The 24,173-nt window shown below is 56.0% G+C and carries 25 protein-coding genes; 11 read left to right on the forward strand and 14 right to left on the reverse strand.

Going from position 1 to position 24,173, the window contains the following annotated elements:
* Positions 1 to 131 precede the first annotated feature (131 nt).
* The 9 genes from mazG (at position 132) to EI290_RS14920 (ending at position 8,320) form a co-directional block, all read left to right on the forward strand.
* Entirely contained in the window at positions 132 to 971 is an 840-nt protein-coding gene (gene mazG / locus EI290_RS14880; RefSeq protein WP_125432007.1) for a nucleoside triphosphate pyrophosphohydrolase, read from the forward strand.
* 282 nt (positions 972 to 1,253) lie between these two features.
* Entirely contained in the window at positions 1,254 to 2,117 is an 864-nt protein-coding gene (locus EI290_RS14885; protein WP_185817022.1) for a MotA/TolQ/ExbB proton channel family protein, read from the forward strand.
* A gap of 71 nt (positions 2,118 to 2,188) precedes the next feature.
* Positions 2,189 to 2,818 (forward strand): ExbD/TolR family protein, encoded by a 630-nt coding sequence (locus EI290_RS14890; RefSeq protein ID WP_125432011.1) that lies wholly within the window; start codon positions 2,189 to 2,191, stop codon positions 2,816 to 2,818.
* 11 nt (positions 2,819 to 2,829) lie between these two features.
* On the forward strand, positions 2,830 to 3,348 hold the full coding sequence (locus EI290_RS14895) for an ExbD/TolR family protein (RefSeq protein WP_125432013.1): 519 nt from the start codon (positions 2,830 to 2,832) through the stop codon (positions 3,346 to 3,348).
* Positions 3,345 to 4,175, forward strand: coding sequence for an energy transducer TonB (locus tag EI290_RS14900; protein ID WP_240635422.1), 831 nt, complete (start codon positions 3,345 to 3,347; stop codon positions 4,173 to 4,175). Before EI290_RS14895 ends, EI290_RS14900 begins: the two co-directional genes overlap by 4 nt.
* Positions 4,176 to 4,415: 240 nt before the next feature.
* The gene (locus tag EI290_RS14905; RefSeq protein ID WP_125432015.1) at positions 4,416 to 5,240 is read left to right on the forward strand and encodes an energy transducer TonB; all 825 of its coding nucleotides are present in this window, start codon (positions 4,416 to 4,418) and stop codon (positions 5,238 to 5,240) included.
* Positions 5,241 to 5,437: 197 nt separating this feature from the next.
* Positions 5,438 to 5,692, forward strand: coding sequence for a hypothetical protein (locus EI290_RS14910; protein ID WP_125432017.1), 255 nt, complete (start codon positions 5,438 to 5,440; stop codon positions 5,690 to 5,692).
* The gene (locus EI290_RS14915; RefSeq protein WP_125432019.1) at positions 5,679 to 6,641 is read left to right on the forward strand and encodes a PstS family phosphate ABC transporter substrate-binding protein; all 963 of its coding nucleotides are present in this window, start codon (positions 5,679 to 5,681) and stop codon (positions 6,639 to 6,641) included. Before EI290_RS14910 ends, EI290_RS14915 begins: the two co-directional genes overlap by 14 nt.
* 47 nt (positions 6,642 to 6,688) lie before the next feature.
* Positions 6,689 to 8,320: a tetratricopeptide repeat protein gene (locus EI290_RS14920; RefSeq protein WP_125432021.1), complete on the forward strand. Its 1,632-nt coding sequence runs from the start codon at positions 6,689 to 6,691 to the stop codon at positions 8,318 to 8,320.
* A gap of 77 nt (positions 8,321 to 8,397) precedes the next feature.
* Here EI290_RS14920 and EI290_RS14925 read toward each other — a convergent pair whose 3' ends face one another.
* The 14 genes from EI290_RS14925 to EI290_RS14990 form a co-directional block, all read right to left on the reverse strand.
* The gene (locus tag EI290_RS14925) at positions 8,398 to 9,516 is read right to left on the reverse strand and encodes an RluA family pseudouridine synthase (RefSeq protein ID WP_246008965.1); all 1,119 of its coding nucleotides are present in this window, start codon (positions 9,514 to 9,516) and stop codon (positions 8,398 to 8,400) included.
* Between the two features lie 111 nt (positions 9,517 to 9,627).
* Positions 9,628 to 10,260, reverse strand: a complete 633-nt coding sequence (locus EI290_RS14930; RefSeq protein WP_246008966.1) for an OmpH family outer membrane protein — start codon at positions 10,258 to 10,260, stop codon at positions 9,628 to 9,630.
* Between the two features lie 45 nt (positions 10,261 to 10,305).
* Positions 10,306 to 10,986, reverse strand: a complete 681-nt coding sequence (locus tag EI290_RS14935; protein ID WP_125432025.1) for an OmpH family outer membrane protein — start codon at positions 10,984 to 10,986, stop codon at positions 10,306 to 10,308.
* 43 nt (positions 10,987 to 11,029) lie between these two features.
* Entirely contained in the window at positions 11,030 to 13,558 is a 2,529-nt protein-coding gene (gene bamA, locus EI290_RS14940; RefSeq protein WP_125432027.1) for an outer membrane protein assembly factor BamA, read from the reverse strand.
* Positions 13,559 to 13,567: 9 nt separating this feature from the next.
* Complete coding sequence (locus EI290_RS14945; RefSeq protein ID WP_125432029.1) at positions 13,568 to 14,314, reverse strand: isoprenyl transferase; 747 nt, start codon at positions 14,312 to 14,314, stop codon at positions 13,568 to 13,570.
* A 143-nt stretch (positions 14,315 to 14,457) separates the two neighbouring features.
* Positions 14,458 to 15,219, reverse strand: coding sequence for a type IX secretion system protein PorG (porG, locus tag EI290_RS14950; RefSeq protein ID WP_125432031.1), 762 nt, complete (start codon positions 15,217 to 15,219; stop codon positions 14,458 to 14,460).
* Positions 15,220 to 15,261: 42 nt separating this feature from the next.
* Positions 15,262 to 16,143: a DUF6089 family protein gene (locus EI290_RS14955; RefSeq protein WP_125432033.1), complete on the reverse strand. Its 882-nt coding sequence runs from the start codon at positions 16,141 to 16,143 to the stop codon at positions 15,262 to 15,264.
* Positions 16,144 to 16,268: 125 nt separating this feature from the next.
* Complete coding sequence (locus EI290_RS14960; protein ID WP_125432035.1) at positions 16,269 to 17,162, reverse strand: NAD kinase; 894 nt, start codon at positions 17,160 to 17,162, stop codon at positions 16,269 to 16,271.
* Positions 17,163 to 17,202: 40 nt separating this feature from the next.
* The gene (locus EI290_RS14965) at positions 17,203 to 18,600 is read right to left on the reverse strand and encodes a BamA/TamA family outer membrane protein (RefSeq protein ID WP_185817010.1); all 1,398 of its coding nucleotides are present in this window, start codon (positions 18,598 to 18,600) and stop codon (positions 17,203 to 17,205) included.
* 76 nt (positions 18,601 to 18,676) lie between these two features.
* Entirely contained in the window at positions 18,677 to 19,354 is a 678-nt protein-coding gene (locus EI290_RS14970; protein ID WP_125432039.1) for a CBS domain-containing protein, read from the reverse strand.
* Between the two features lie 160 nt (positions 19,355 to 19,514).
* Positions 19,515 to 20,291, reverse strand: coding sequence for an alpha/beta fold hydrolase (locus EI290_RS14975; RefSeq protein ID WP_125432041.1), 777 nt, complete (start codon positions 20,289 to 20,291; stop codon positions 19,515 to 19,517).
* 5 nt (positions 20,292 to 20,296) lie between these two features.
* Positions 20,297 to 20,914: an anthranilate synthase component II gene (locus EI290_RS14980; RefSeq protein ID WP_125432043.1), complete on the reverse strand. Its 618-nt coding sequence runs from the start codon at positions 20,912 to 20,914 to the stop codon at positions 20,297 to 20,299.
* An 83-nt stretch (positions 20,915 to 20,997) separates the two neighbouring features.
* Positions 20,998 to 21,519 (reverse strand): CvpA family protein, encoded by a 522-nt coding sequence (locus EI290_RS14985; protein ID WP_125432045.1) that lies wholly within the window; start codon positions 21,517 to 21,519, stop codon positions 20,998 to 21,000.
* 145 nt (positions 21,520 to 21,664) lie between these two features.
* On the reverse strand, positions 21,665 to 22,129 hold the full coding sequence (locus EI290_RS14990) for a GatB/YqeY domain-containing protein (RefSeq protein ID WP_125432047.1): 465 nt from the start codon (positions 22,127 to 22,129) through the stop codon (positions 21,665 to 21,667).
* 173 nt (positions 22,130 to 22,302) lie between these two features.
* On the opposite strand from EI290_RS14990, the gene EI290_RS14995 reads away from it, so the two are divergent.
* Positions 22,303 to 23,025: a pyridoxine 5'-phosphate synthase gene (locus EI290_RS14995; protein WP_125432049.1), complete on the forward strand. Its 723-nt coding sequence runs from the start codon at positions 22,303 to 22,305 to the stop codon at positions 23,023 to 23,025.
* A gap of 120 nt (positions 23,026 to 23,145) precedes the next feature.
* Entirely contained in the window at positions 23,146 to 24,162 is a 1,017-nt protein-coding gene (gene mnmH / locus EI290_RS15000) for a tRNA 2-selenouridine(34) synthase MnmH (protein ID WP_125432051.1), read from the forward strand.
* The last annotated feature ends 11 nt before the right edge of the window (positions 24,163 to 24,173 follow it).

The following is a 24,173-nucleotide window of genomic DNA, read 5'->3' on the forward strand; positions in this document are numbered from 1 at the left end:
GAATCAGGCCGCAAAAGTAGCCATCTACACCTGCTTTCCCTACGAAAGAATACGCCCTCCGGATGAAGCGCACCCGCCGGAGTACAGATGTAGGCACAGGGAAAGCCGGTAACCGTTGTATATTTGGCTTAATGGACTACAACACCCCTGCCCGCCGCCCCTTGCAGCTAGAAGCCTTCAACCGCCTGCTCGACGTGCTGGAGCGCCTGCGGGCGGAGTGCCCCTGGGACCGGAAGCAGACCCTGGAGAGCTTGCGTCACCTCACCATTGAGGAAACCTACGAGCTCAGCGACGCCATTATCCGCCACGATTTGCCGGATCTGCAAAAGGAGTTGGGCGACGTGATGCTGCACCTGACGTTTTACGCCAAAATCGCCAGTGAGCAGGGAGCCTTCGACATTGCCGATGTGCTGAACGCCCAGTGCGAAAAACTCATCTTCCGGCATCCGCACATTTACGGCAACGTGCAGGCCGACGACGAAGAAACCGTGAAACGCAACTGGGAGCAGCTTAAGCTGCAGGAAAAAGGCAACTCATCGGTGCTGGGCGGCGTACCTACGTCGTTACCAGCGCTGGTGAAGGCCATGCGCATTCAGGAAAAGGCGCGCGGAGCCGGCTTCGACTGGGAGAAGCCGGAGCAGGTGTGGGAAAAAGTACAGGAAGAGCTAGCTGAATTCGGTGATGAGTTTTCTAACCTGCCTCCTGCCAAAATTAATGCCGAACGGGCCGCCGCTGAGTTTGGCGACCTGCTGTTTTCCCTTATCAACTTTGCCCGCCACGCGGGTATCAACCCGGAAGAAGCCCTGGAACGTACCAATCAGAAGTTTATGCAGCGCTTCCGCTACCTGGAAACCCAGGCCGCGCAGGAAGGCCAACAGTTGCGTGACTTGACGCTGGCTCAAATGGACGTTTATTGGGAACAAGCGAAAAAACTGGCTGCTCCTAATACAGGAGAAGCACCATTAAAATAGCCTTTTTTTGAGGCGCACATGGTTTTAAAGCGTTTAAACCCATTTTTCATTTGGCGGCAGTCAGGTTTTTTATTTAGGTTTGCCAAGGCTAGTCATGTTTTCGCGGCAGGCTTCGCACACGAGCAGACCCATGCTTTCCCGGCTTCCGGGCCGGTAGTATGCGGGTGGGCGGGGCCGCTGGTAAACGCAGACTAGCCAGCGTTTTTTCTTTTTTTCACCACGTACGTCAACCTTTCACCAACAACCCACTAATTCTCCGGAACAATGGAACAAAAGAATGCCATGAACAAGCCCGCGGCTCGGCCCGCCGCTGCTGCAGCGCCGAAGGGCGAAGCCAAGGGCGGTGGTTCGTCCCTGTTTGCCATTCTCGCCATCGTATTGGCGTTTATCGTAAGCGTTATCATCTACAAATTTGTGCTAGGTGACGGCAGCCACTTCCAAGGCGGCAACAACGAAAACAACCCGGTTTCGGGCGACTATTTCGGCGTAGTGTACAAAGGTGGTCCTATCGTACCCCTGCTGATGACCATGTTCCTGTGCGTAATCATCTTCTCGATTGAGCGCGCTCTGACTATCGGTCGTGCCAAAGGCACCAAGAGCATCGAGTCGTTTGTGCGCACCATCCGTCAGAAGCTGAACGTGAACGACATCACCGGCGCTATTGCCGTGTGCGACCAGCAGAAAGGCTCGGTAGCCAACGTAGTAAAGGCCGGCCTGGGCAAGTACCAGGAAATGGCTCGTGAGCGTGGTATGGAGAAAGACCAGAAAATTCTGGCTATCCAGAAGGAAATCGAAGAGTCGACGGCTCTGGAACTGCCCATGCTGGAGAAAAACCTGGTTATCCTGTCCACCCTGGCTTCTATCGCCACACTGGTAGGTCTGCTGGGTACGGTATTCGGTATGATCAAGGCCTTCTCGGCTCTGGCACAAGGTGGTGCTCCTGACGCAGTAGGTCTGGCTAACGGTATTTCGGAAGCTCTGATCAACACGGCTCTGGGTATCGGTACCTCGGCCATTGCCATCGTAGCCTACAACTTCTTCACCAGCAAAATTGACGAGCTGACTTACAGCATCGACGAAGCTGGTTTCAGCATCATTCAGACCTTCGCTGCTCAGCACGGCGAAACCGAACACCACTCCGCGTAATTTTAGGGCGGCAACGCACTAAACTACCGGCTACTTCGTTTCTGAATTACGCTACCTAAACGACACCAGCAATGCCCAAAGTAAAGCCTCATAGAACCTCACCGTCGCTGGATATGACGCCGATGGTGGACTTGGCCTTCCTGCTGGTGACTTTCTTCATGCTTACCACCAAGTTTGCCCCGGAAGAGGCTGTGGTGGTGGATACGCCTTCTTCTACCTCCGAAATTCGCCTGCCCGAGTCGCACGTAATTACCATTGCGGTTGACAAAGACAAGCGCGTGTTTTTTGGGGTGGATGATGACGCCATCAAGTCAGATTTGCTGACGCAGGTTGGAGCTAAGTATGGGGTGAGCTTCACCCCTTCGCAGATCCAGGCCTTTAAAGGTGTTGCCTCGAGCTTTGGTACTCCTATCGAACAGCTGCCCGCGCTCCTGAGCCTGGACAGCGAACAGCGGAAGAACGTGAAGCAGACCGGTATTCCGGCTGACTCCGTGAACAACCAGTTCATCGAATGGGTCCAGACCGCGCAGCAGCTCAGCCGCAAATCAGCCTACGGGAAGCCGTCGTACGTTGCCATCAAGGGCGACGGTAACGCCGATGTACCAACGGTGAAGAGAGTCATCAAGCTGATGCAGGATAAGAACATTAACCGGTTCAACCTGATTACCGACCTGGAAACCAAACCAGTAGCCGGTAACTAACCCGCACAGACATGGCAGAAATACAACAACAAGCCGACTCCGGTAAAGGAGGTAAGAAGCGGGCCAAAAAAATGTCGACCAAAATCGACATGACCCCGATGGTGGACCTGGCCTTCCTGCTGCTTACCTTCTTCATGCTCACGACTACCTTTAGCAAGCCGACCGTAATGGAGGTTGCTATGCCGGTAAAACCCAAGCCGGGTGAAGAGCAGCCGCCCATCAAGGCATCCAATGCCCTGACGCTGCTGCTGGGTGAAAACAACAAGCTGTATTACTACGACGGCCTGTTGGACGGCACCACGAAGCCCGAGCTGAAACTCTCGAACTACGGTGCTGACGGGATTCGCAAAGTGCTGCTTCAGCACAAGAGCAACCCGCAGTTGGTCGTGCTGATTAAGCCGGACGACAAAGCCGCTTATAAGAACATGGTCGACATTCTGGACGAAATGAACATCACCGAAACGAAAAAGTATGCGTTGGTGGACATTTCCAAGCCCGACCAGGAACTGATTAAATCTTCTGGATTATGATGGACAACGCACAGTTGGCCAAAGCCTCCCTCGACGACATCGTCTTTGAGGGGCGCAATAAGGCCTATGGAGCCTACGTAATCCGGCGGGTGTATGGCAAGCACGTAACCCGGGCAGTTCTTATTGCTATTGCGCTGTTCGCCCTCTTCATTGCGTTTCCCCTGGTGGCTCGCATGCTGAAGAAGGACGAGGTGGCAGTAGATGAGAAGATGCTGAAGGTGAACGTGCTCGAAGCCCCACCCCTGGACGCTACGAAGCCGCCACCCCCACCCCCGCCGCCACCAGACGCGCCGCCACCGCCGCCGCCGAAGCTCTCCACCATCAAATTTGTACCCCCCGTTGTTAAAAAGGACGAAGAGGTACAGAAGCAGGAAGAAATTCCGGATCAGGAAGAGCTAAAGGATAAGGTGGTAGCCAACGAAACCGTGAAGGGCAACACTGACAACCCCGCCGACCTGGCTGGTTTGGAACCCGGTGAAGGCACTAAAGCGGTAGAGGAGGTGGTAGAAACCAAGCCCTATACCTACGTGGAGCAGATGCCGGTTTTCCCCGGCGGACAGGAAGCGTTGCTGCAGTACATTGCCAAGAACATCAAGTATCCGGCAATGGCTCTGCGTAACCAGGTGGAAGGCCGGGTATTCATCAAGTTCGTAGTTGGTCCCGACGGATCGGTGACGAATGCGGAAGTGCAGAAAGGCATTGGTGCCGGTTGCGACGAAGAGTCGCTGCGGGTTATCAAGAACCTGCCTCGCTTTACCCCTGGTAAGCAGAATGGTCGGGCGGTATCGGTATACTACACGGTTCCGGTAACCTTCGCCATTAAGTAAGCTTCTTCGCTCATTGGCACCCGCCGCTGAGCACCCAAAGCCCCAGATTGGACACCGTCCGGTCTGGGGCTTTTTTGTTAGGAATAGTTCTATAAAAAAATATAGTAGGCTAACATACTACAGCCGTTCCCGTGGGCGTTGACTAGTTGAAAGCCAAGGGATAAGCGAAGTGATACGGGGAAGAATGGCTTGGAAATATTGGTCTGTATTCTTTCATCGTTCACTTAACTTTTCTATCCCATGACCACAGCCACGCGCACACCTCTGCCTTCCCTCGACGATATTGTGTTTGAGGGCCGCAACAAAGCCTACGGTGCCTATGTGCTCCGCCAGATGTATGGTCAGCACGTTACCAAGGCTGTTGGTATTGCCACTGCTTTGGCCGTGCTGCTGATTGCTGTGCCGTTGGCCATACAGCATTTTTTTCCTGATGCAACAGGCACAACGATGGGCAAGGCATTACCCGAAAAGCCGATCAACGAGCTTGCGGATGTAGTCATCGACCAGGTTACTCACACGCACCCCCCAGTAGCCGCCACAGTAGTGGTGCGCCCTCCTGCTTTGCTTCCGCCCAAAGTAGTGCCTAATGAACAGGTAACAGCTGAGCCTACCGAGATAATTACTGCCCCTGTAGTTGATGGCCCGGTAGTGATTGGGCCGGTAGCCCAGGCCGGCGAAGGGGGCCTGGTTGCAGGCGGAGCCGGTAAAGGCACCGATACAGTTACGCAACCCGCAACACCGGCCGTGGTAGAGCCATTTCTCCACGTAGAGGAAATGCCTGAGTTTGCGGGTGGTCAGGCCGCGCTTATGAAATACCTGCAACGGCAGCTGCATTATCCCTCCCAAGCCCTACGCAATGGTGTAGAGGGTAAGGTATTCATCTCTTTCACCGTCAATGCGGATGGCAGCATCCAGGATGTTTCTGTGTTGAAAGGGCTGGGCTTTGGGACGGATGAAGAAGCCAGCCGCGTCATTCGGCAGATGCCGGCCTGGAAGCCAGGGTATCAGAATCACCATGCTGTGCCGGTACGCTACACGCTACCCATTACCTTCAAATATGAGTAGGCGGCTGATGTTACATAGCAGAAACTGAATTGTTTTTCCGGAAGCCAAAAAACGACTGGTTCGCTCAGAATCAGCCGTTTTTTGGCTTTTTTTGCGGCCCGCTGTTCACCCACCAGTAGCCATGCAGGTTGCGAACGAACAAAATCGGGTGGATTTTGCGTTTAAAACACACCACCCTGCTTCTAGCTTTTCTACCAATGTCTGAACGCCCCACTACCAACGAACGGTTGGGCCAGCGTAGCCAACCTACTCTGGTACGCTACTTTACCCTCATTATGTCGGTGCTTTATGCGGGTATCGGGGTATTTCTGTGGTTTGCCCCGGCGGGTACCTTCAACCTTCCCGAGCTACCCCGCCGCCTACTGGCTGTCGTCTTCGTATTTTACGGAATCGTTAGATTTGTCCGCACCTACCAGCAACATTTCAAAAAAGACCGGAATGACGCACGCTAACTTATGGAGTATTGGCGCCAGCTTAGTGGCTTGCTCGTGGCTGGCCAGCTGCGGCGGGAACACCTCTACCCAGCCGGGCGCTACCGACACTCCAACCAGCGGGACCATTCGTATTGGCGTAGACGAGACGTTTGCTCCTATTCTGAAGTCGCAGGTTGATACATTTCAGAAACTCTACACCAGCGCCCATATTCAGGCTGCGTACCAGCCAGAGTTGGATGTGATGCGCGCCTTCATGGCCGACAGCATCCGGCTGGCGGTGGTATCACGGGATTTGTCGGCGGAGGAGAAAGCTACGTTGCAGCGCCTTAAGCTGGAGCCCTATTCCGTCCGGATCGGGGTAGATGGAGTAGCCATCATTATGCACCCCAGCAACCGGGATACGCTGCTGACCACGGCTCAGCTGAAAGGTATTTTTACCGGTCAGCTAACACAATGGAGTCAGATCAGCCCAGGTAATAAGCTGGGGGCTATTACGGCTGTATTCGATAATAATAACTCCAGCACCGCCCGCTACGTGCAGGACTCGGTGAACAATGGGGCAGCCTTGGCCAAAGGGGTTTTTGCCTCCAAATCGAACCCAGCTCTTATTGATTACGTTGCTACTCATCCCACTGCTATTGGGGTAATCGGCATCAACTGGATCAGTGACCGGGACGATCCTAAGGTGCCGAAGTTTCTGAAACGGATACGAGTGGCGGGTATAAGCCCCAAGTCAGCGGGGTCCGCTCCAGCAGACTACGTTCAGCCTTACCAGGCGTATCTGGCGCAGAAGCTGTATCCGTTGCGTCGTAACCTGTATGTTATCAGCCGCGAAGCCCGGACCGGACTTGGCACCGGTTTTGCAACCTTTGTGGCAGGTAATAAGGGGCAGCTCATCATGCTGAAGTCGGGGTTGATGCCTGCCAAGGGTCAAGTTCGAATGATGGATGTAAAGCCTGCGCTCTAACCCTGTTTATCTCCCTTTCCTACGTCTTTTCACCAAACCTTTTGCTCATGAACCTCAAGCCCTGGAAGCTCACGCTCCTCGCTGCTTTGTCCGTTACCGGTTCGGCCGCGCTTGCTCAAACCAGCCCTCAGAAAGCCATTGAGTTGGAGCGCTACAGTGAAGCCCGTGCCGCCCTGCTGCGTGCCCCGCAGTCCAATGAAACCTCGTACGAATTGGGTCGCCTGTATCAAATGCGGGACATGCCCGACTCGGCCGCGTATTACTTCAACCGGGTTTCTCTGAACCAGAAAGACCCCATGACGATGATTGCCGCTGGCCGGGCTGCGTTGGCCAAGGGTAAGACCGCCGAGGCTGAAATTCAGTTCGACAACGCTGTGAAAGCCTCGAAAGGCAAGGACCAGAAGGTGTACACCATGATTGCTCAGGCCTACGCCGAGTCGGACGTGAAAGACACTGGTAAGGCCTTGTCGTATGTAGCTGCCGGCGAAAAGCTGAACAAAGGCAAAGATGATCCGGCTTTGATGATTGCCCGTGGCGACATTTACCTGAAGTCGGAAACGGGTGGTGGCGAAGCAATGAACAGCTACGAGCGTGCTTCGCTGGCCGACCCCAACAACGTGCAGGCATACGTACGGAAAGGCCAACTGAACATGCGGGCCCGTACTTATAACGAAGCCAAAACCAACTTCGACAAAGCCATCAGCATCGACCCGAACTACGCCCCGGCGTATAACTCGCTGGCTGAAACCTACTACTTTGCCGGCCGCTACGACGACGCTCTGGCCCAGTTCCAGAAGTATTCCTCGCTGGCTGAGAAGTCGTCGACTACCGATGCCAAGTATGCTTCCTTCCTGTACCTGACCAAGAAGTACCCGGAAGCCCTGGTGGAAGTGGATAAGGTACTAGCTAAAGAGCCTAACAACCTCACCATGAACCGTCTGCGGGCCTATAGCCTGTACGAAACCGGTAAAAACGATGAGGCTTTGGCCGCTATGCAGAAGTACCTGCAAGTTGCTCAGGCTGAAAACAAAATAATTACCGAAGACAACGTGTACTACGGTAAGATGCTGATTAAGGGCGGCAAAACTGCCGAAGGTGCGGCCATCATCAAGAAGGCTATTGATGCCGACCCCAAGAAAGCGGCTGAGCTGCAGAATGAGCTGGCGCAGGCTTACTTAGCAGCGAAGGACTATCCCAATGCCATTTCTACCTTGAAGGCACGTATGAATGCTAACAAGGGTGGAGAGCTGACGGACAAAGTATATCTGGGCCGGGCCTATGAGCTCAATGGTCAGTATGCACAGGCCGACAGCCTATACGGGGTAGTACTGACGGAGCGTCCGAACTACATTCCTGGCTACCAGATGCGGGCCCGGGCCAATGCTAACATCGACAAAGACTCCAAGCAGGGTCTGGCAAAACCCTACTATGAGCAGTACCTCAAGGTAGCCGGTGCCGCTGAGGATGCGAGCAAGTACAAATCGGGCCTGATTGAGGCAAACAAGTACTTGGGCTACTACTACTACCAGAAAGGCGACAAGGCTACGGCTTTACCCTACTGGCAGCAAGCCCTGGCCCTGGACCCCAACGACCAGCAGGCCAAAACGGCTGTAAGTGAAATTACGAAGCCGGCTCCGGCCAAGAAGGCGCCGGCCAAGGCTCCGGTGAAGCGAAAGTAACTACTTGGCGCTTTATAGTAAAAAGGCCCGCTACTGAGTAGCGGGCCTTTTTGCGTTTTTAGTGCCCGCTACGCCCTTTACGGATGCTCGGTGGCATACTTGTCCCATTCTGCCAGCACGGCTTCAAAATCAGCCGGTAATTCAGCTTCGAAGTGCAGCAGTTCGCGGGTAGTCGGGTGTTCGAAGCCCAGTGATTTGGCATGTAGTGCCTGTCGGGGCATCAACTCCAGCATTTTTTCGGCAAATGCCTTATATGCACCCGTGCGCTGCCCATACACAATCTTGTCGCCCCCGTAGGTAGCGTCGCCAAACAGCGGGTGGCCGATGTGCTTCATGTGGGCCCGAATCTGGTGGGTGCGGCCGGTTTCCAGGTTGCATTGCAGCAGGGCCACCTTACCGAAGGAACGCAACACCTTGTAATGGGTTACGGCGTGTTTACCCTGTTCCCCATCCGGATACACGGCCTGCACCTTGCGGTCCTTCAGGCTGCGGCCAATGTGGCCCCGCACGGTACCGGCTTCATCCTTTGGCACGCCCCACACCAAAGCTAAGTAGGTCCGCTCAATGGTATGATGAAAGAACTGGTTGGACAAGTGCGTCATGGCAAACTCAGTTTTGCCGATTACCAGCAGCCCCGAGGTGTCCTTATCAATGCGGTGCACTAAGCCAGGGCGGATTTCGCCGTTGCGGCCGGTGGGCAGGTTTTGCAGGTGATAGGCCAGCCCGTTCACCAGCGTACCGTTCCAGTTGCCGAAGGCCGGATGCACCACCAGTCCGGCCGGCTTGTTCACGATGAGTAGCTCAGCATCCTCGTAGCGGATATCAAGGTTCATCGGCTCGGGCACCACCTTAAACTCGCGGGGTGGCTCGGGCAGGGTAATGGTAATGGTGTCGCCGGGCTTGACGCGGTAGTTTGATTTCACGGCCCGGTCGTTCACCTGCACCGCCTCAGCCTTAATAGCATTCTGAATGCGGGTGCGGGAGGTGCTGGGCAGGCGGTTCAGCAGAAATTTATCCAGCCGCAGCAGCTCCTGCCGCCGGTCGGCCGTGATGCGGTGGTGCTCATACAGCTCGTCCCCGCCTTCTTCGTCTTCTTCGGCGCCAGTTGCCCCTTCCAGCAACGTACCGGCCGGGAGTATAGGTTTTTCCAGTTCTTCTTCCAGCTCCGACATATGGGCTTGGGTCAGGTAGTACATCTACTGGCCCCGCGTGGCAGGGCGGGGCCGGGCTCTATAAAACAGCAACAGCCGGAGCAAACGCCCCGGCTGTGCAGAAATCCGGTCAGAAACAGGTCTACGACCTACAACTTATTTCTTCGTCTTGGTTTTGGTTTTGGAGGCAGCGGGTACGGTGGCAGGCGTAGCAGCAGGTGCGGTTACCTTAGGAGCCGCAGCAGCCGGAGCAGCACCGGGCGTGATACCCATTTTTTTCAGAATCAGGTCCGATACGTCGCCATCCTTGGGGCCGTGCAGCAACACCGGGCTGGCTCCGTCCGAGTTCAGGATGTAGGTGTAGCCGTTTTCATCGGCTACCGCGTCAATGTTCTTCTGCAGCTTGTCCAAGGCGGGCTTCAGCAGCGCCTGCTGCTTCTGCTGCAACGATACTTCGGCATTCTGCTGAAACTCCTGAATTGATTGCTGCAAGTTCTGCAGTTCTTTTTGCTTATCAGCACGCACTGGGTCCGACATAGTAGCCTGACCATTCTGGAACGCCTGTCCCTTGGTTTGATATTCAGTGTACTTAGCGTCCAGCTGGTTTTTGAGCTGGGTGCTGTAGTCTTTCAGCTGCGACTCAATCTGCTTGCTTTCGGGCATCTGGCTCAGCACGTACTCCACGCTGGTATAGCCGATTTTCAGCGGTGCGGCGGTCTGTGCCATCGAAGCCGTAGCCGTAGTAAAGGTGAGGGCGGCAACAGCCAGCGCAACGCGGAATTTGTTCATAGTGGTCATCAAAAAGAGAAAAGTCAGAGAGTTAGATGCGCAAAGTTACTTTTTTCGGGTAGATGGCCGCGCCGGGGTTCGGGTGGGTTGCTTACCGGGCACGGGCTCCTCTTCGGCGGCCGCGTCGCCGGCCGGAGTTTGGGGGGTAGCTACCGTTTTCACGGTGCCTTTCTGGGCCGGCTGGTTTCGGTCTTCGGAAGCTAAACCAAGTTCTTCCAGTACAAATTCCGTGTAGTCGTGCACGGGATTGGTGTAAAGCATGGTCAGGTCGCCGGATTTATCGAATATGATGGCCAGCTGCTTTTTCTTGGCCACTTTTTCAATGGCTTCGAACACTTTGTCCTGCACGGGCTTGGTCAGCTCCTGGCGCTTCTTGAAGAGTTGGCCTTCAAAGCCGAAAATCCGGTTCTGGTAGGCTTTGATGTCCTGTTCCTTCTTCAGAATCTCGTCCTGGCGCTTTTTTTTCATAGCCTCCGTCAGAACCACTTCTTCGGCCTGATAATTCCGGTAGAGCTTATCGAGGTCCTTTTTTTGGGTTTCGATATCCTTCTGCCAGTTGGCCGACAGCGTATTGAGCTCCTGCTGGGCCTGGGTATAGGCCGGCATCTTGCTCATGATAAACTCGGAATCCACGTACCCGAACTTCTGGGCCCGCGCTTCGCGGGGCAGCAGGCCAACCATCAGCCCTACGCTTAGGGCAGCCATCCACAACAACAGTTTACGCATCCTGATACAGAGGAAATATGAACGGCCCGCCGCGCCGCCGGGCTTAACGGAGCTGCTGACCAATGATAAAGTGGAATATGCCCTTGTCCTGCTTCTGACCGGCCGAAGTAACCGGCACTTTGTCGAAGCCCCAGCCATAATCGAAGCCTAGCAAACCAAATGCCGACATGAAAATGCGGGCTCCTACCCCCGCCGAGCGGTACAGCTTGTAGGGGTTGTAGTTGGTGTACTGCTCGAAGGAATTACCGGCTTCGGCAAAGCTGAGTACGTACACTGTGGCTGCCGGATTGAGGCTGACCGGATAACGCATTTCCATCACGAATTTATTGTACACCACGCCCCCAGCCGACGTCTGCTGAGAAGCAGGCAGGGAGTTCACGTCATTCGGATCGGCGTAACCGCGCAGGCCTACGTATTCGGTACCGGCAATGAAGTTGCTGGATCCCCCGTAGCCCAAGCCCGAGCCACCTAGCTTAAACCGTTCGAACGGCCCAATAGGACGGGCACTGTTGTAGCTGCCAATGAAGCCGAAGTGCGCCCGCGTGTTCAGCACCAGCTTACCCACCACCGGCGAGAACCACGAGGCATCGAACATCCACTTATGAAACTCTACCCACTCGTTCACGCTGGGGTGCGAGCCGGGGAACAGGGAGTAGGGCGGCGTCAGGTTCACGCTCAACGACAGCGAAGAGCCGCGCCGCGTGAACGTGGGATTATCAATGCTGTTGCGCGAAAGGGTGGTGTTGAACGTGACGTTGGTGGCATTGCCGGTGCCCGTGGGAAAGAAGTTGGCACCCAAACCGGGGTAGTTTTTCAGCTTGTACTGCGTTACCGATAAGGCGTTGCTCAGCGTGAAATAATCGTCGGGCCAGCGCAGGCGGCGGCCCAGGCTAATGCTGGCCCCGTTGGTTTTCAGCGACTGTTCCGAATTAACATCGAAGCTGCTGCCCAAACGGTAAATCGTTTTGGTTAAGCTGAACGACAGGGAGTTAGGCTTGCGCCCACCCAGCCAGGGCTCGGTGAAGGAAAACGAGTAAGCCTGGTATTGCAGGCCGTTGGCTTGCACGTTCAGGGCCAGGCGCTGCCCGTCGCCGGCCGGCACGGGCGTCCAGTTGCGCAGGGTACCAGCTTTGCGCAAAGAGAAGTTGTTGAACACCAGCCCCACCGTGCCAATGAAGCCGGCATAGCCACCCCAGCCACCCGACAGAGTAATCTGGTCGGAAGGCTTTTCTTCCACGGTGTAGTTGATGTCCACGGTACCGTCGGCCTGGTTGGGCACCGGGTTCAGGCCAATTTTCTCGGGGTCGAAGTAGCCCAGCGTAGCAATTTCGCGCTGGCTCCGGATCAACTGCTCCCGGCTGAACTTGTCGCCGGGCAGCGTATACAAAGCCCGCCGCACCACGTGGTCGGAGGTTTTGGTGTTGCCGGCAATGTTCACGTCTTTGATGCGGGCCTGTACGCCTTCCGACACGCGCATCTCAATATCAATGGAGTCGCCTTCCACCTTGGTTTCCACCGGATCAATCTGGAAGAACAAGTAGCCGTCGTTCATGTACAGCGACGACACGTCCTGACCCGTAGGGTTGTAAGTCAGGCGCTTGTCCAGCGTTTCTTTGCTGTATACGCTGCCCTCCTTGATGCCCAGCACGGAGGCCAGCGTCTTGTCGTCGTAGAGGTAGTTGCCCTTCCAGGTGATGTTGCGGAAGTAGTACTTCGGGCCTTCATCCACCTTCACCGTCAGGCGTAGCCCCTCGCCTACCCGCGCCAGTGAATCGGACACAATTACAGCGTCGCGGTAGCCCTGGCTATTATAGAACTCTATCAGCTTCTCCTTATCGTCGGCAAACTCCTTGGCTTGGTATTTCCCGGAGTTGAACAGCTTCGGAAACTTCTTCTCCTTGGTCTTTTTGAACTTCCCCTTCAACTTGCCGTCCTTGAAGGCAGTATTACCTTCAAACACGATGTCGTTGATTTTCACCTTCGAGCCCTTGTCCACGTTAATGAACAGTACCACACTATTCGACAGGGCCGAATCGGCTTTCTGGGTAATATTCACCTTGGCGTCAAGGAAGCCCTTGTTGGTGTAGAACTTCCGTACCTGAGTGCGGGTGTTGCTCAGCAAGGCGTCCGTTACCACCTTGCCCCGGATCAGCTTGATCTTGTTCTTCAGCTCATCCGCCTGGCTTTTCCCAATGCCGGTAAATTCGAACTTGGAAAGCCGGGGCCGTTCCTTCAGGTTGAAGTCCAGAAACACCTGAGAGCCTTCGGTGCGGGTAATGCTTACGCTTACATCCCCCAGAATGCCCTGGTCCCAGAGCTTCCGGATGGCCCGGCCTATTTCTTCCCCCGGAATCGTAATTGGGTCGCCGATTTTCAGGCCGGTTAGTCCGATCAGCGTATTGGGGTCGAGGTAACGGGCACCGCTGATGGTAATACCACCCAACGTATAGCGCTGTGCCTGTTCGCCTTCGGGCACCGCCTGGGTTTGCGCAAAGGCAGTTGTAGCAGGGGCAGCACCCAGGGCCAGGGCCAGGACGGCTGCAGGAACTAGCTTATGGTAAGAAGAACTCATGTTCGGGAATTACGATACGGTTAGCTGCTCACTGGTCTTCCCGAAACGACGCTCCCGCTGCTGATAGGCGCGCAGGGCATCGTAGAAATGCTCCCGCCGGAAATCCGGCCAGAGCAAATCGGTAATAAACAGTTCTGTATAGGCCAGCTGCCACAGGAGAAAATTGCTAATTCGCTGTTCGCCACTCGTGCGAATCAGCAGTTCGGGGTCCGGAATACCGGCTGTGGAAAGGAATCCGGCCACAGTAGCCTCCGTAATCTGATCAGGCTGCAAGCGACCCGCCGCCACCTCCATTGCCACTTGCCGGCTGGCCTGGGTCAGGTCCCACCGGCCGCTGTAGCTCAGGGCCAGCAGCAGCGTCGTGCGGGTTCCATCCTTGGTCAGCTCAATAGCTTCAGCCAGCTCTTTCTGGCAGGATGCCGGTAGATTTTCAATCTGCCCAATAGCCTGCAGGCGGATGCTGTTTTTCAGCAAGGTGGATGTCTCCTGCCGGATGGTATGCACCAGCAGCTGCATCAGCGCCATTACCTCGTGAGCCGGCCTCGACCAGTTTTCGGTCGAAAAAGCATACAAGGTCAGGTACTTTACACCCGCTTCTGCCGCAGCTTCCACCGTTTCGCGCACAGCCGTAATAGCACTTTGGTGCCCGAAAATGCGTAAGCCGCCCTTCTGCTTGGCCCAACGGCCATTGCCATCCATGATGACGGCTACGTGAGCGGGAATATTCTGGGAGTCAATTTCGGACCGAGCGGCCATTAGTACTTTTTGCGTAAAGAGGCCGCAAGTTACGCAAATGGTTGCATTCCCCTCTGCCCGATAACCACTTGCAGCACCCGGCTAAAATACGCACTGCCCCCGGCATTTCGTATACCGGGGGCAGTGCAGGTGCAGGCGCGCCTCTACTTATCAGCCTTCTTGCCTTTCTCCTGGCTTTTGTCCGGACACCTGATTTTGTAGAACGTGTAGGAAATACTCAGCCCGTTGTAGAAGTACCAGTCCTGGTCGTGCGGGTTACCTAGCAAGTCGTTCTGCCCCCCCGACTGACCATCTACGTGGTCGAGGTTGTCGGTGAAGGTTTTGCGGGCTCCGGCCTCCAGTCCCAGGTTCCAGTGCTCCGATACAGCATATTTAAAGCCTAGGCCAACCGGAACTGCTACGCTGAACACGGCGGCTTTCTGATTTAGCAATGGCTGTGCCGTGCTGGCAGTAGTAGTATTGGCATAAAACCCAGCTACACCAATAAAGACATAAGGTGTGAAATGGATCTTATCCCGACGGTTGTGGTAGTCGTAGAAATTGTATTCCATACCACCCGCGGCCTCCAACAAGCTGCCTTTCATGTTGGCGTCCCGGTAAGCAGCCTGGGGCGTTACGTTTCCACTACTCCCCGTCACGTTGCGGTCATCGGCACGGAGCATACCGCCCATCAAACCGGCGCGCAGTGTTATCGGAGCCGAAATATCCTTGCGGTAAAACGCCGTTAGCGCGGGGCGGTTGTTACGAAACTGGTAATTGGGCGAAAGTTCTCCCTTGTACACAAGCCCCCCGATACCAACGCCCAGCTCACTGGTATTCTGGGCTGCTGCTGAGCGGACAAAAAAAACACTCCCTACCGACATGGCGCCGATAAGGAGTGCTGTATGCGAGGTCAAATTGATCATGCGCTGACTGGCTGTTGAAGAAAGGACAGCCAGCAGTACTGACTATCTGAATTTGGGGTTGCGTACCCGCGGAGCGAGGATATAGTTTACCGAAAGGCCCAGAGTTGAGTACCAGTCCTTCTCATTGCTCTTGCCACGCTGGCCACCAGCCTGGTTTGCAGTGGAGTAAGTACCTGCTACACCCCGGGTAATGTCGAAGCCGAAGTATTTGGCAGCATCTGACTGAAGCTGATTACGGTCGGTGACATAGTTGGTGCTTACATCATCGAGGTAGTCCGTGAATGTTTTGCGGAAACCTAGTTCGATGCCAATATCGAAGCTTTTATTGAGTTTGTAACGGGCACCTGCACCGAAAGGAATGACAAACTGGGTGAGAGAATAGCCGCTGGACTGGCCCTCAGTCTTTAACGGCTGCAGGGCTACAATATTGCCATCAGCATCCAACCCCTTCGGGTTGTGGTGAATTACACCAACCCCGGCAAACACGTAAGGAACAAAATCCGGACGCTTGATATAGTTATTACGGTTCTCAATCAGGTCGAAAATACCCGTGGCCGCCAGTTCCAGAATATCATTGCGGAAGTTCATGTTCCGGTTGTAGCGGTATTTTGCTTCCGGATCTGTCTGGTCAGCAGCTTTGGCATCGTCACCGGTGATACGGCCGTACGAAAGAGAGGCACGGCCAGAAATACGCGGAGCAAAACGACGGGTAATATTGAGCCCTACGTTAGGACGAGTGGCGCCCGGGCGGAAGCTAGGAATGCTGGGTTTTGGTGTGATGTCACCAAAATACGCCATACCATTCAGGGTAAGACCAACAGAGTTGTACTGCTTCCGCTTACTGAACTGCTGCGCACTCGCCTCCGACGCTACCAGCGCGAGGACCAGCAACAGGGCCAAAGTGTGGGTCAAGAGTTGCTTCATATTGAGCGAGGGTTAAGAATATCGTTCTGGAAAAGTGCGAAAAATCGTATGGACACGGTCGCAGTGAGCGACAAAAGTAGAAGATGCAGTGAACTTTAAAAACATTTACGGCAAAAACTCTATGCTTAAACCGGTATTCCAGCGGGGTTCCGGCGGTCAAGGCCCCAGTTGAGCTTACTGCGCAAGGTACTCAGGAAGTTAACGTGATTCAGCTTTACCAGGCGAGTAGTAAAGTTTTCTCGGCGAACTGCAATCTGAATTCCAGCCTCCACGGTATTGGAACGCGAGTCGAGCGAGAGGAGAAAATTGTTGCTTCTGCCTTCAATTTCAAAAGAAATTACGCTCCGATCGGACACAATAAGGGGCCGTACATTCAGATTGTGAGGGCATACGGGAGCGATGATAAAATTGTTCGTCTGAGGAAGCATAACCGGGCCCCCACAACTTAACGAGTAACCGGTGGATCCGGTAGGCGTTGACACAATCAGGCCATCCGCCCAGTAGGAGTTCAGGTATTCCCCATCGATGTAGGTGTGCACTACAATCATGGAGGATGTATCCCGCTTCAGAATACTGAACTCGTTGAGCCCGAAGTTGATATCACCGAAGGTATCCGGATCCGTATCCACCCGGATCAGGCTACGGTCTTCCAGCACGAAGTGGCCTTTAAATAGGGCATCAATGGCTTGCGCAATTTTATCGGGAGAGATGGTAGCCAGAAAGCCCAGCCGGCCGGTGTTGATACCGAGAATAGGAATCTGCAGGGGCCCGACGTAGGTAACAGTATCCAGCAGGGTACCATCGCCCCCGATACTGAGCACGAAGCGCGTACCCAGCAGGGAGTCGCCGCGCCTGAAGGTAGTGATGCCTTCAGGAAGCTGGATGTATTGACTGAGGTAGGCATAAAATGACTCGAGGATACTTAGCTCGGCCTGCCGCCGCACCAGATCATCTATCATTTCCTGCATAAAAGCGGTTTGATTTTCATCGAACGGCTTTCCCAGAATGGCTATTTTCATAACAAAAACATAATCCGGCTACCGGCGGAGGAGGCGGTTGTCAGATGGGAAACTGGGTACGAAAGAAAAAGCCCCCTTGCTGCTCCCGGTTGCGGGTGTATTCAAATGTGAATACCCAGTCGTAGTACGTGACCAAATGCAGGGCCACGCCGGCCGAGGCCAACATCTGATTGGGTAACCGATTAGCTGCCTGTGCAGCGGGCTGACGTACGTAGCCGACGTCGACAAAGGTATTTAAATAAAATACCAGCGGTATGGTGTTGAAGCGGGAGCTGGGCAGCCCATCCACTGTCAGCTTGCCTAAATCCAGGAGGCGGAAGGTGAGGCCTTGCTGTATTAAGCCGAGTTGGCGGCCTTCTACCACGTAGGCATCATAGCCCCGTACCAGCACATCGTAGCCGAAAGCCCGGTCGTCGGGGTAAGCCAGGGCGCGGGCGAACCGGAGCTGGGCAGTGGCTCCAGCACTGTAGTAAAACGGCCCACCTAATGCTATATAGCGTGCGTAGCGGCCCCGCAGCGTAAGAATGGAAGGGGTAGAGCTATCAAGGAAAGTGCGGTACGTAGCACTCAGCTGCGCAAACTGGCCAGTGAGCGGGTAGGCGAAGGTGTTGCGCTGGTTGAGGGTGCTTACCAGCCCAAACTCCAGGTACTGGCGCCGCGGACCGTGCAGAAAGTACCGCGGGTTGTAGTACAGCACTGAGTCGGAAACCTGCTCGTGGTGATAAGAGACATCGAAGGCCGTGAGATGCTGCACTGTTCGGCGCCAGCGGATGCCCACGGTGGCGTACTGCCGCTCGATGGGAAAGGCCCGCTCCTGCCGCAGATTACGGAGCCGGTCGGCAACGGTGGCATAATCCAGGGAATGGCTCCGGTAGTAGGAATAGCCGGCCCCAAACCCCACGCGCCGCTTGCGGCCGTAGCCGGGAGCTTCATAAAACAACTCGTATTTGCGGTTGAACCCCAGCTGCAGATTTGCCAGCAGCTGTTCGTTGCGGCCCCGAAAGTTACGCCGCACCAGATGCAGGCCATAGTCTACCCGCTGCCACCGGTCGGGGCGGTCCAGCCAGGAGCGGAAGTTCCGGTCGGCCAGGGAGAAAATAGGCACGGGAAACGTGTACCACCGCTCCTGTACGCTGTAAAGCACGGTAAGCTCCCCCTCCCGGCACACCGACTGCACCAGCACCTGATGAAACAGCTGCAGGTTAAACAGCCGGCGGCGGTTGGCTTCCAGCCGACGGCCAAGAGCCGCTGCTGCCAGGGTATCATTTTCCCGGAAATCCAGCTCGGCCCGTAGTACTGCCTCCCGGGTTACGTTGTTGCCCACGAACAGAATACGGCCCACCCGCAGGGTAGGATAGCCGGGGCACGGTACCTGCACCAAGCTGTCGGGTGCGGCGCGGCGCAACGAATCGGGCGGAGGCGCAAGGGTATGCCCCACAGATGCAGCTGGTGCAGTATGAAACAGCCCCCCTAGCCACAGGAGCAAAACGGATAGCAACACCTTCCCTACCGGCTCAAATACTGAGGTAGCGCAACAGGGCGTTGTAGCGCTCCTGTTCATCCTCGGTTACCTCGCCAGTGCCACTAAACTGGGCAGTAATAGAGTAGCCAAACCGCTCCAGCGTGGCAATAATACGGGTAATATTAGGCGTATTGAGCTTAAGCGTGAGCCGAATGCGATAAGGGTCGTGCTCATCCTGGGCCACGTGGGCACTCATAATCTTGGCATTATTTTCCTCCACGTACCGGCTGATCTGGGTGAGAGAATAGTCCCGCTCCTCCATGGCCAGCACGATAATGCCCTGCTGGCTGGTGGCGACGGGCACTTTACCGAAAGCGGCCAGCGTATCACTTACCGTTACTACGCCCATGTACTCGTGCTGCGCATCCAGCACGGGTACCAGCTGGATTTTGTTCTGAACGGCTAACTCAATAATATTATAGAAATGCTGATCATGCTGCACGTGCACATCGGCGTAGCTGAGTGAGAGGCTGCCGAGCAAACACTCCACTCCTTCCCGATCCAGCAGGTCCGATTCGGTTATAAGCCCCCGGTAGTGGCGGTTGTCGAGCACGGGCAGTTGTCCCACATGAAACTCCTCCAGCCAGCGGGCCGCCTTCTCCGTTGAATCCGTCACTTTAAGTGGCGGAATCATCTGATTCAGTAAATCTTCGGCGAGAATCGAATTCATCGGAGAACGGGCAAAAAACAGGGAAAAACAGCAGGTGCGGGGGCAATATAAGCGGTAACGCTGCCAGAAGGTTTTTCGGACGAGCAACTACCTGCTAATCGGCTATAAGAGCGGGAAAACCAGCCTGTAGGTTGCACCATACCAGCCGCTTTCCACCTGCCTACTGAGATATAACCGCCGCCGTACGCGCCAGAAAAGCTGTCAGAAACCGGTTGAACTGATGGGGCCGCTCCATCATGGGGGCGTGGCCGCAGTGGTCGAGAAAACGCAGCTCTGAGCCCCGAATCAGCCGATTGAACTCGTGAGCAACCACCGGTGGGGTGATTGTATCGTTCAGGCCCCAGACCAGCAGGGTAGGCACGTTGATTTTATGCAGCTCCTTGGCCAGATTATGCCGCTGGGCCGAGCGGGCAATGCTGATGATGCGCAGGCATTTGGCGTTGGAGTTGGTCACGCTGAATACCTCATCAACCAGTTCCTGCGTAGCCACAGCGGGGTCGTAGAACGTGTAGGCCACTCGCTCCTGCACGTAGGCGTAGTTGCCACGCTTGGGAAAGGAGCCGCCCATGCCATCCTCGAACAGGCCGCTGCTGCCCGTCAGGACCAGCCGCTTCACCCGGGCGCTATTCTGCAGAGTATATACCAACGCAATATGACCGCCAAGTGAATTCCCGAGCACGGTGCAGGGCTCTGTCAGGCTGATTTCGGCCAGAAAATCTTCGACAAAACTCACCAGCCCCGGTACCCCGGCTTTCAACAGCGGCATATCATAGATGGGCAGCAGGGGAATAATAACGCGGTGCTGGGGGCTGAATTCCTGCACTACTTCCTGCCAATTGCTGAGCGCTCCGAACAAGCCGTGCAGCAACAGCAGCACCTCACCGGAACCTTCGTCTACGTATTGAAAACCGTTTTTCTCCTTGATCTGCAGCTCCATCGTCGCTAGGAAATGAGCCCGCCGCCACTGGTGGCGGAGGTGGGCTGTGCAATGATACAATTCTTGACCCAATTGCCCAGAAGCGCCAGTCCGTGGGAGGTGAGCAAAGCCTCCGGGTGAAACTGCACGCCCCATAGGGGTAGCGTCCGGTGCTGGAAAGCCATTAGCGCACGGTCCGCATCGGCGGTAAAGGCCAGGGGCTCCAGCACTGCCGGCAGGTGGTGCAGCACCAGGGAGTGGTAGCGCGTAACCGCCATGCGCGCGGGCAGCCCCTGCCAGATTTCGTTGGGCTGGGTCCAGACAATGTCCGACACTTTACCGTGCATAGGCCGTTGTCCCCGCTGCACCTGCGCCCCAAAAAACTCGCCCAGGGCCTGATGGCCCAGGCATACACCCAACATAGGTTTATGGGCGTGATACTCGGCAATAACAGCTAGTAGATTACCGGCGGTGGCGGGCGTGCCCGGCCCAGGCGACAACACCACCGCATCGAAGGACAGCCGCCGCAGTTCGGCCAGGGGCACGTTGTTGCGGCGCACTTCTACCTCGCACCCCAGCTGCCGCAGGTAGTCCAGCAGGTTGTAGGTGAACGAATCGAAATTATCGAGCAATAATAAGCGCATACGCGGCAATAACGGGAGCAACCAGGCTCTGGAAACTGGTAGCAGTACGCAATAAGTCCGGGTGGGGTAGCGGAAGCAGGGAGTTAGAACACGCCCCGCAGCCGGTCGAGCAAGGTGCCGGCGAAGGGCAGCACAAATGCCACCACACTCAGGGCCAGCGGAGTGGCTTCGCGCACAATGGGGAGCACCTGCGAGCTGGCCACGAGCTGGGGCGAAATCAGCTGCAGCCCCGCCATGCCCAGGCCGTGCAACAGCAGGCTCATGCCCAACACCCACTTCAGCACTCCGCTGGCCGCCCCACCCAGGTTATCGACAATACCCAACGGCGTGAGGTGCACCGCCGTCTTGATGAATTTACTCAGCAGATGAACACCCCAGACAATGGCCACGAACACCAGAATAAAAGATACCAGCGGCAGCATTCCAAAAGCTTCGCCCACATAGTGCCGGACCAGCGGAATAGCATCATTCAGCAAAGCCAACCCGCCCACCACGCCCAGCACGAAGGCGAGCAGCGAAGCCACTTCCAGCACCAACCCGCGCCGGTAACCCTGTACAGCCCCGATGCCCAGTGGAATAAGCAGGAAGATATCGAAGGTGGACACGGGAGAGAATGTGGTGAATGTGGGGAATGTGGATGGATTTCGGGAGTGCGCGCAACGCAAATTTCAGTCGTCAGTCAAGTGCCTATCGAGCCGTGCGTTTCGCACATTTATTCACATCCTACCCATTCACTCACATTCTACCCATTTATAGATTCGTGTTGTTGAGCAGGTTATTGACGGTCTGGGAAATCAGGCGGCCATCGGCCAGGCCGGCCAGTTCCCGGGCGGCCACACCCATCACCTTGCCCATATCCGAGGGGCCGGTGGCCCCTACCCGCTGAATAATATCTACCAGCTTCTCCACCAAATCAGCTTCTGAGAGTTGCTGAGGCAAATATTCCTCAATGATGGCCAACTCGGCCAACTCTACCTCTTCCAGGTCGGTGCGGAATTGCTTCTGGTACATCTCGGCGGCTTCGCGGCGCTGTTTGGCGGCTTTGGTCAGCAGCTTCATTTCAGCATCGGGAGTGAGGGCCGCGCCGTGCTGACCTTCGGCCGTTTCAGCCAGCATGATTTGGGATTTGATGCTGCGCAGGGCCGTGAGACGTACTTTGTCCTTGGCCAGCATGGCCTTCTTGATATCGGCGTCGATGATTTCTTTGAGAGCCATGGGAATGGGGGGATAATGAGAGTACAAGATTACGGCTTTTTGTCGCAACCCGTTGGGCAGGGCCCGGTGCAGTGCCGGACTATCGAAGCCAATATGCGTAAACCAGAAAGCCCGGCCGCCGGTTTGCCTACGTATCTTTGACCACCTGCCACCCCGCAGCACCGCCCCCGAATATGACAAAGCTTAGCGTAAACATTAACAAAATTGCCACCCTGCGAAATGCCCGCGGCCACAACCGCCCCGATTTGCTGCAGGCTGCCCGCGACTGTGAGCGGTTCGGTGCGCAGGGCATTACGGTCCATCCTCGCCCCGATGAGCGCCACATCCGTTACCAGGATGTGCGCGACCTGAAAGCCGTGGTAACCACCGAATTGAACGTGGAAGGCAATCCGACGCCCGACTTTCTGGCTTTGGTGCACGAGGTACGCCCCGAGCAGGTGACACTGGTGCCCGATGCGCCCGATGCCATTACCTCCAACGCTGGCTGGAACACCGTGCAGCACCAGGATTACCTGCGGCAGGTAGTGGCTGATTTGAAAAGCATGGGCTGCCGGGTGAGCATCTTCCTGGACCCCGTGGCGGAGCTGGTACGGGCCGCCGCTACCACCGGCACCGACCGGATTGAACTCTACACCGAAGACTACGCCCGCTACTATCACGCCGGCCCCGAGGCGGCCCTGCGCCCCTACCACGAGGCTGCCTTACTGGCCCAGGACCTGGGCCTGGGTCTGAATGCCGGCCACGACCTGGACCTGGATAATCTGGCCTATCTGCACCAGCACCTGCCAGGTTTGCAGGAAGTAAGCATTGGCCACGCCCTCATCTGCGACGCCTTGTACCTAGGCCTGGAAAACACCATTCAGCTGTACAGAAGGCAGTTGAAGCCAATTAAATAAAATTTGAGAGTTAGCCATGTTTTCTCGTAACGTGCTGCCATTTGAGCCCAGGCTGTTCGCGAAACGGGAAGAGCACTCATCGACCAATTCTTACTTGCTACTCCTTTCTTACTTCTCCCTGTGCCTCGTCTGCCTCTTACCGATTTTTTGGACCAGCCAACCGAGGTACCCATTCTGGATGTGCGGGCGCCCGTTGAGTACGCACACGGCCACATTCCGGGGGCCGTAAGCTTTCCGCTGTTCTCAGATGAGGAACGGGCGCGCATTGGCACCACCTACAAACAAATCAGCCAAGACCGGGCGGTACTGCTGGGGCTGGATTTTTTTGGTCCGAAGATGAGCCAGCTGGTGAAGCTGGCCCAAAAGCTGGCTCCACATAAGCAGGTACGGGTACATTGCTGGCGGGGTGGTATGCGCTCGGGGGCGGTACTGTGGCTGCTGGAGCTGGCGGGTTTTCGGGTACAGCTGCTGGATAAGGGGTATAAAGACTACCGCCGGGGTGTGCTGACGGCCCTGGACCAGCCCCGGCCGCTATGGGTGCTCGGGGGCCTTACGGGCTCGGGCAAAACCGACGTGCTGCAGGCCCTGGCCGCCCGGCAGCAGCCGGTACTGGACCTGGAGGGCCTGGCGCATCATAAAGGCTCGGCCTTTGGCAGTATCGGGCAACCGGTGCAGCCCACGCAGGAGCAGTTTGAAAATAACCTGGCCGCTGCACTACAGGCCCTGCCCGCCGAAGCGCGGGCCTGGACCGAGGATGAAAGCCGCACTATTGGCGCTGTACACTTACCTACGGCTCTCTACCGGCACATGCAAACCTCTCCCCTGATTTTGCTGGAAGTGCCACGGACGGTACGGGTACGGAAGCTGGCCGAAGAATATGGCCGCCACGACCCGGCAGCCCTGGCTGCTTCCATTCTGCGCATCCGGAAGCGGCTGGGCGGCCTGGTAACCCGCGAGGCACTGGCCGCCATTGGCGAAGAGGATATGGAAAAGATGGTGAGCCTGGTGCTGAATTACTACGACCGAACCTACACCCATGGCCTGACCGGGCGGCCCTTGGTGCGCGTACCCGCGCCTACTGCCAATGCCGACGAAAATGCTGGTCTTGTTCTGGCAGCAGCCCGCGCCCTTACCTAACGCCGGTTGCC

The sequence above is a fragment of the Hymenobacter metallilatus genome (assembly GCF_003944705.1).
GTDB lineage: Bacteria > Bacteroidota > Bacteroidia > Cytophagales > Hymenobacteraceae > Hymenobacter > Hymenobacter metallilatus.

What these genes read in the sequence shown, in the direction of transcription:
- mazG (WP_125432007.1), top strand. Translation starts at nt 132, where the DNA reads ATGGACTACAACACCCCTGCCCGCCGCCCCTTGCAGCTAGAAGCCTTC.
- EI290_RS14885 (WP_185817022.1), top strand. Translation starts at nt 1,254, where the DNA reads ATGAACAAGCCCGCGGCTCGGCCCGCCGCTGCTGCAGCGCCGAAGGGC.
- EI290_RS14890 (WP_125432011.1), top strand. Translation starts at nt 2,189, where the DNA reads ATGCCCAAAGTAAAGCCTCATAGAACCTCACCGTCGCTGGATATGACG.
- EI290_RS14895 (WP_125432013.1), top strand. Translation starts at nt 2,830, where the DNA reads ATGGCAGAAATACAACAACAAGCCGACTCCGGTAAAGGAGGTAAGAAG.
- EI290_RS14900 (WP_240635422.1), top strand. Translation starts at nt 3,345, where the DNA reads ATGATGGACAACGCACAGTTGGCCAAAGCCTCCCTCGACGACATCGTC.
- EI290_RS14905 (WP_125432015.1), top strand. Translation starts at nt 4,416, where the DNA reads ATGACCACAGCCACGCGCACACCTCTGCCTTCCCTCGACGATATTGTG.
- EI290_RS14910 (WP_125432017.1), top strand. Translation starts at nt 5,438, where the DNA reads ATGTCTGAACGCCCCACTACCAACGAACGGTTGGGCCAGCGTAGCCAA.
- EI290_RS14915 (WP_125432019.1), top strand. Translation starts at nt 5,679, where the DNA reads ATGACGCACGCTAACTTATGGAGTATTGGCGCCAGCTTAGTGGCTTGC.
- EI290_RS14920 (WP_125432021.1), top strand. Translation starts at nt 6,689, where the DNA reads ATGAACCTCAAGCCCTGGAAGCTCACGCTCCTCGCTGCTTTGTCCGTT.
- EI290_RS14925 (WP_246008965.1), bottom strand. Translation starts at nt 9,516, where the DNA reads ATGTACTACCTGACCCAAGCCCATATGTCGGAGCTGGAAGAAGAACTG.
- EI290_RS14930 (WP_246008966.1), bottom strand. Translation starts at nt 10,260, where the DNA reads ATGAACAAATTCCGCGTTGCGCTGGCTGTTGCCGCCCTCACCTTTACT.
- EI290_RS14935 (WP_125432025.1), bottom strand. Translation starts at nt 10,986, where the DNA reads ATGCGTAAACTGTTGTTGTGGATGGCTGCCCTAAGCGTAGGGCTGATG.
- bamA (WP_125432027.1), bottom strand. Translation starts at nt 13,558, where the DNA reads ATGAGTTCTTCTTACCATAAGCTAGTTCCTGCAGCCGTCCTGGCCCTG.
- EI290_RS14945 (WP_125432029.1), bottom strand. Translation starts at nt 14,314, where the DNA reads ATGGCCGCTCGGTCCGAAATTGACTCCCAGAATATTCCCGCTCACGTA.
- porG (WP_125432031.1), bottom strand. Translation starts at nt 15,219, where the DNA reads ATGATCAATTTGACCTCGCATACAGCACTCCTTATCGGCGCCATGTCG.
- EI290_RS14955 (WP_125432033.1), bottom strand. Translation starts at nt 16,143, where the DNA reads ATGAAGCAACTCTTGACCCACACTTTGGCCCTGTTGCTGGTCCTCGCG.
- EI290_RS14960 (WP_125432035.1), bottom strand. Translation starts at nt 17,162, where the DNA reads ATGAAAATAGCCATTCTGGGAAAGCCGTTCGATGAAAATCAAACCGCT.
- EI290_RS14970 (WP_125432039.1), bottom strand. Translation starts at nt 19,354, where the DNA reads ATGAATTCGATTCTCGCCGAAGATTTACTGAATCAGATGATTCCGCCA.
- EI290_RS14975 (WP_125432041.1), bottom strand. Translation starts at nt 20,291, where the DNA reads ATGGAGCTGCAGATCAAGGAGAAAAACGGTTTTCAATACGTAGACGAA.
- EI290_RS14980 (WP_125432043.1), bottom strand. Translation starts at nt 20,914, where the DNA reads ATGCGCTTATTATTGCTCGATAATTTCGATTCGTTCACCTACAACCTG.
- EI290_RS14990 (WP_125432047.1), bottom strand. Translation starts at nt 22,129, where the DNA reads ATGGCTCTCAAAGAAATCATCGACGCCGATATCAAGAAGGCCATGCTG.
- EI290_RS14995 (WP_125432049.1), top strand. Translation starts at nt 22,303, where the DNA reads ATGACAAAGCTTAGCGTAAACATTAACAAAATTGCCACCCTGCGAAAT.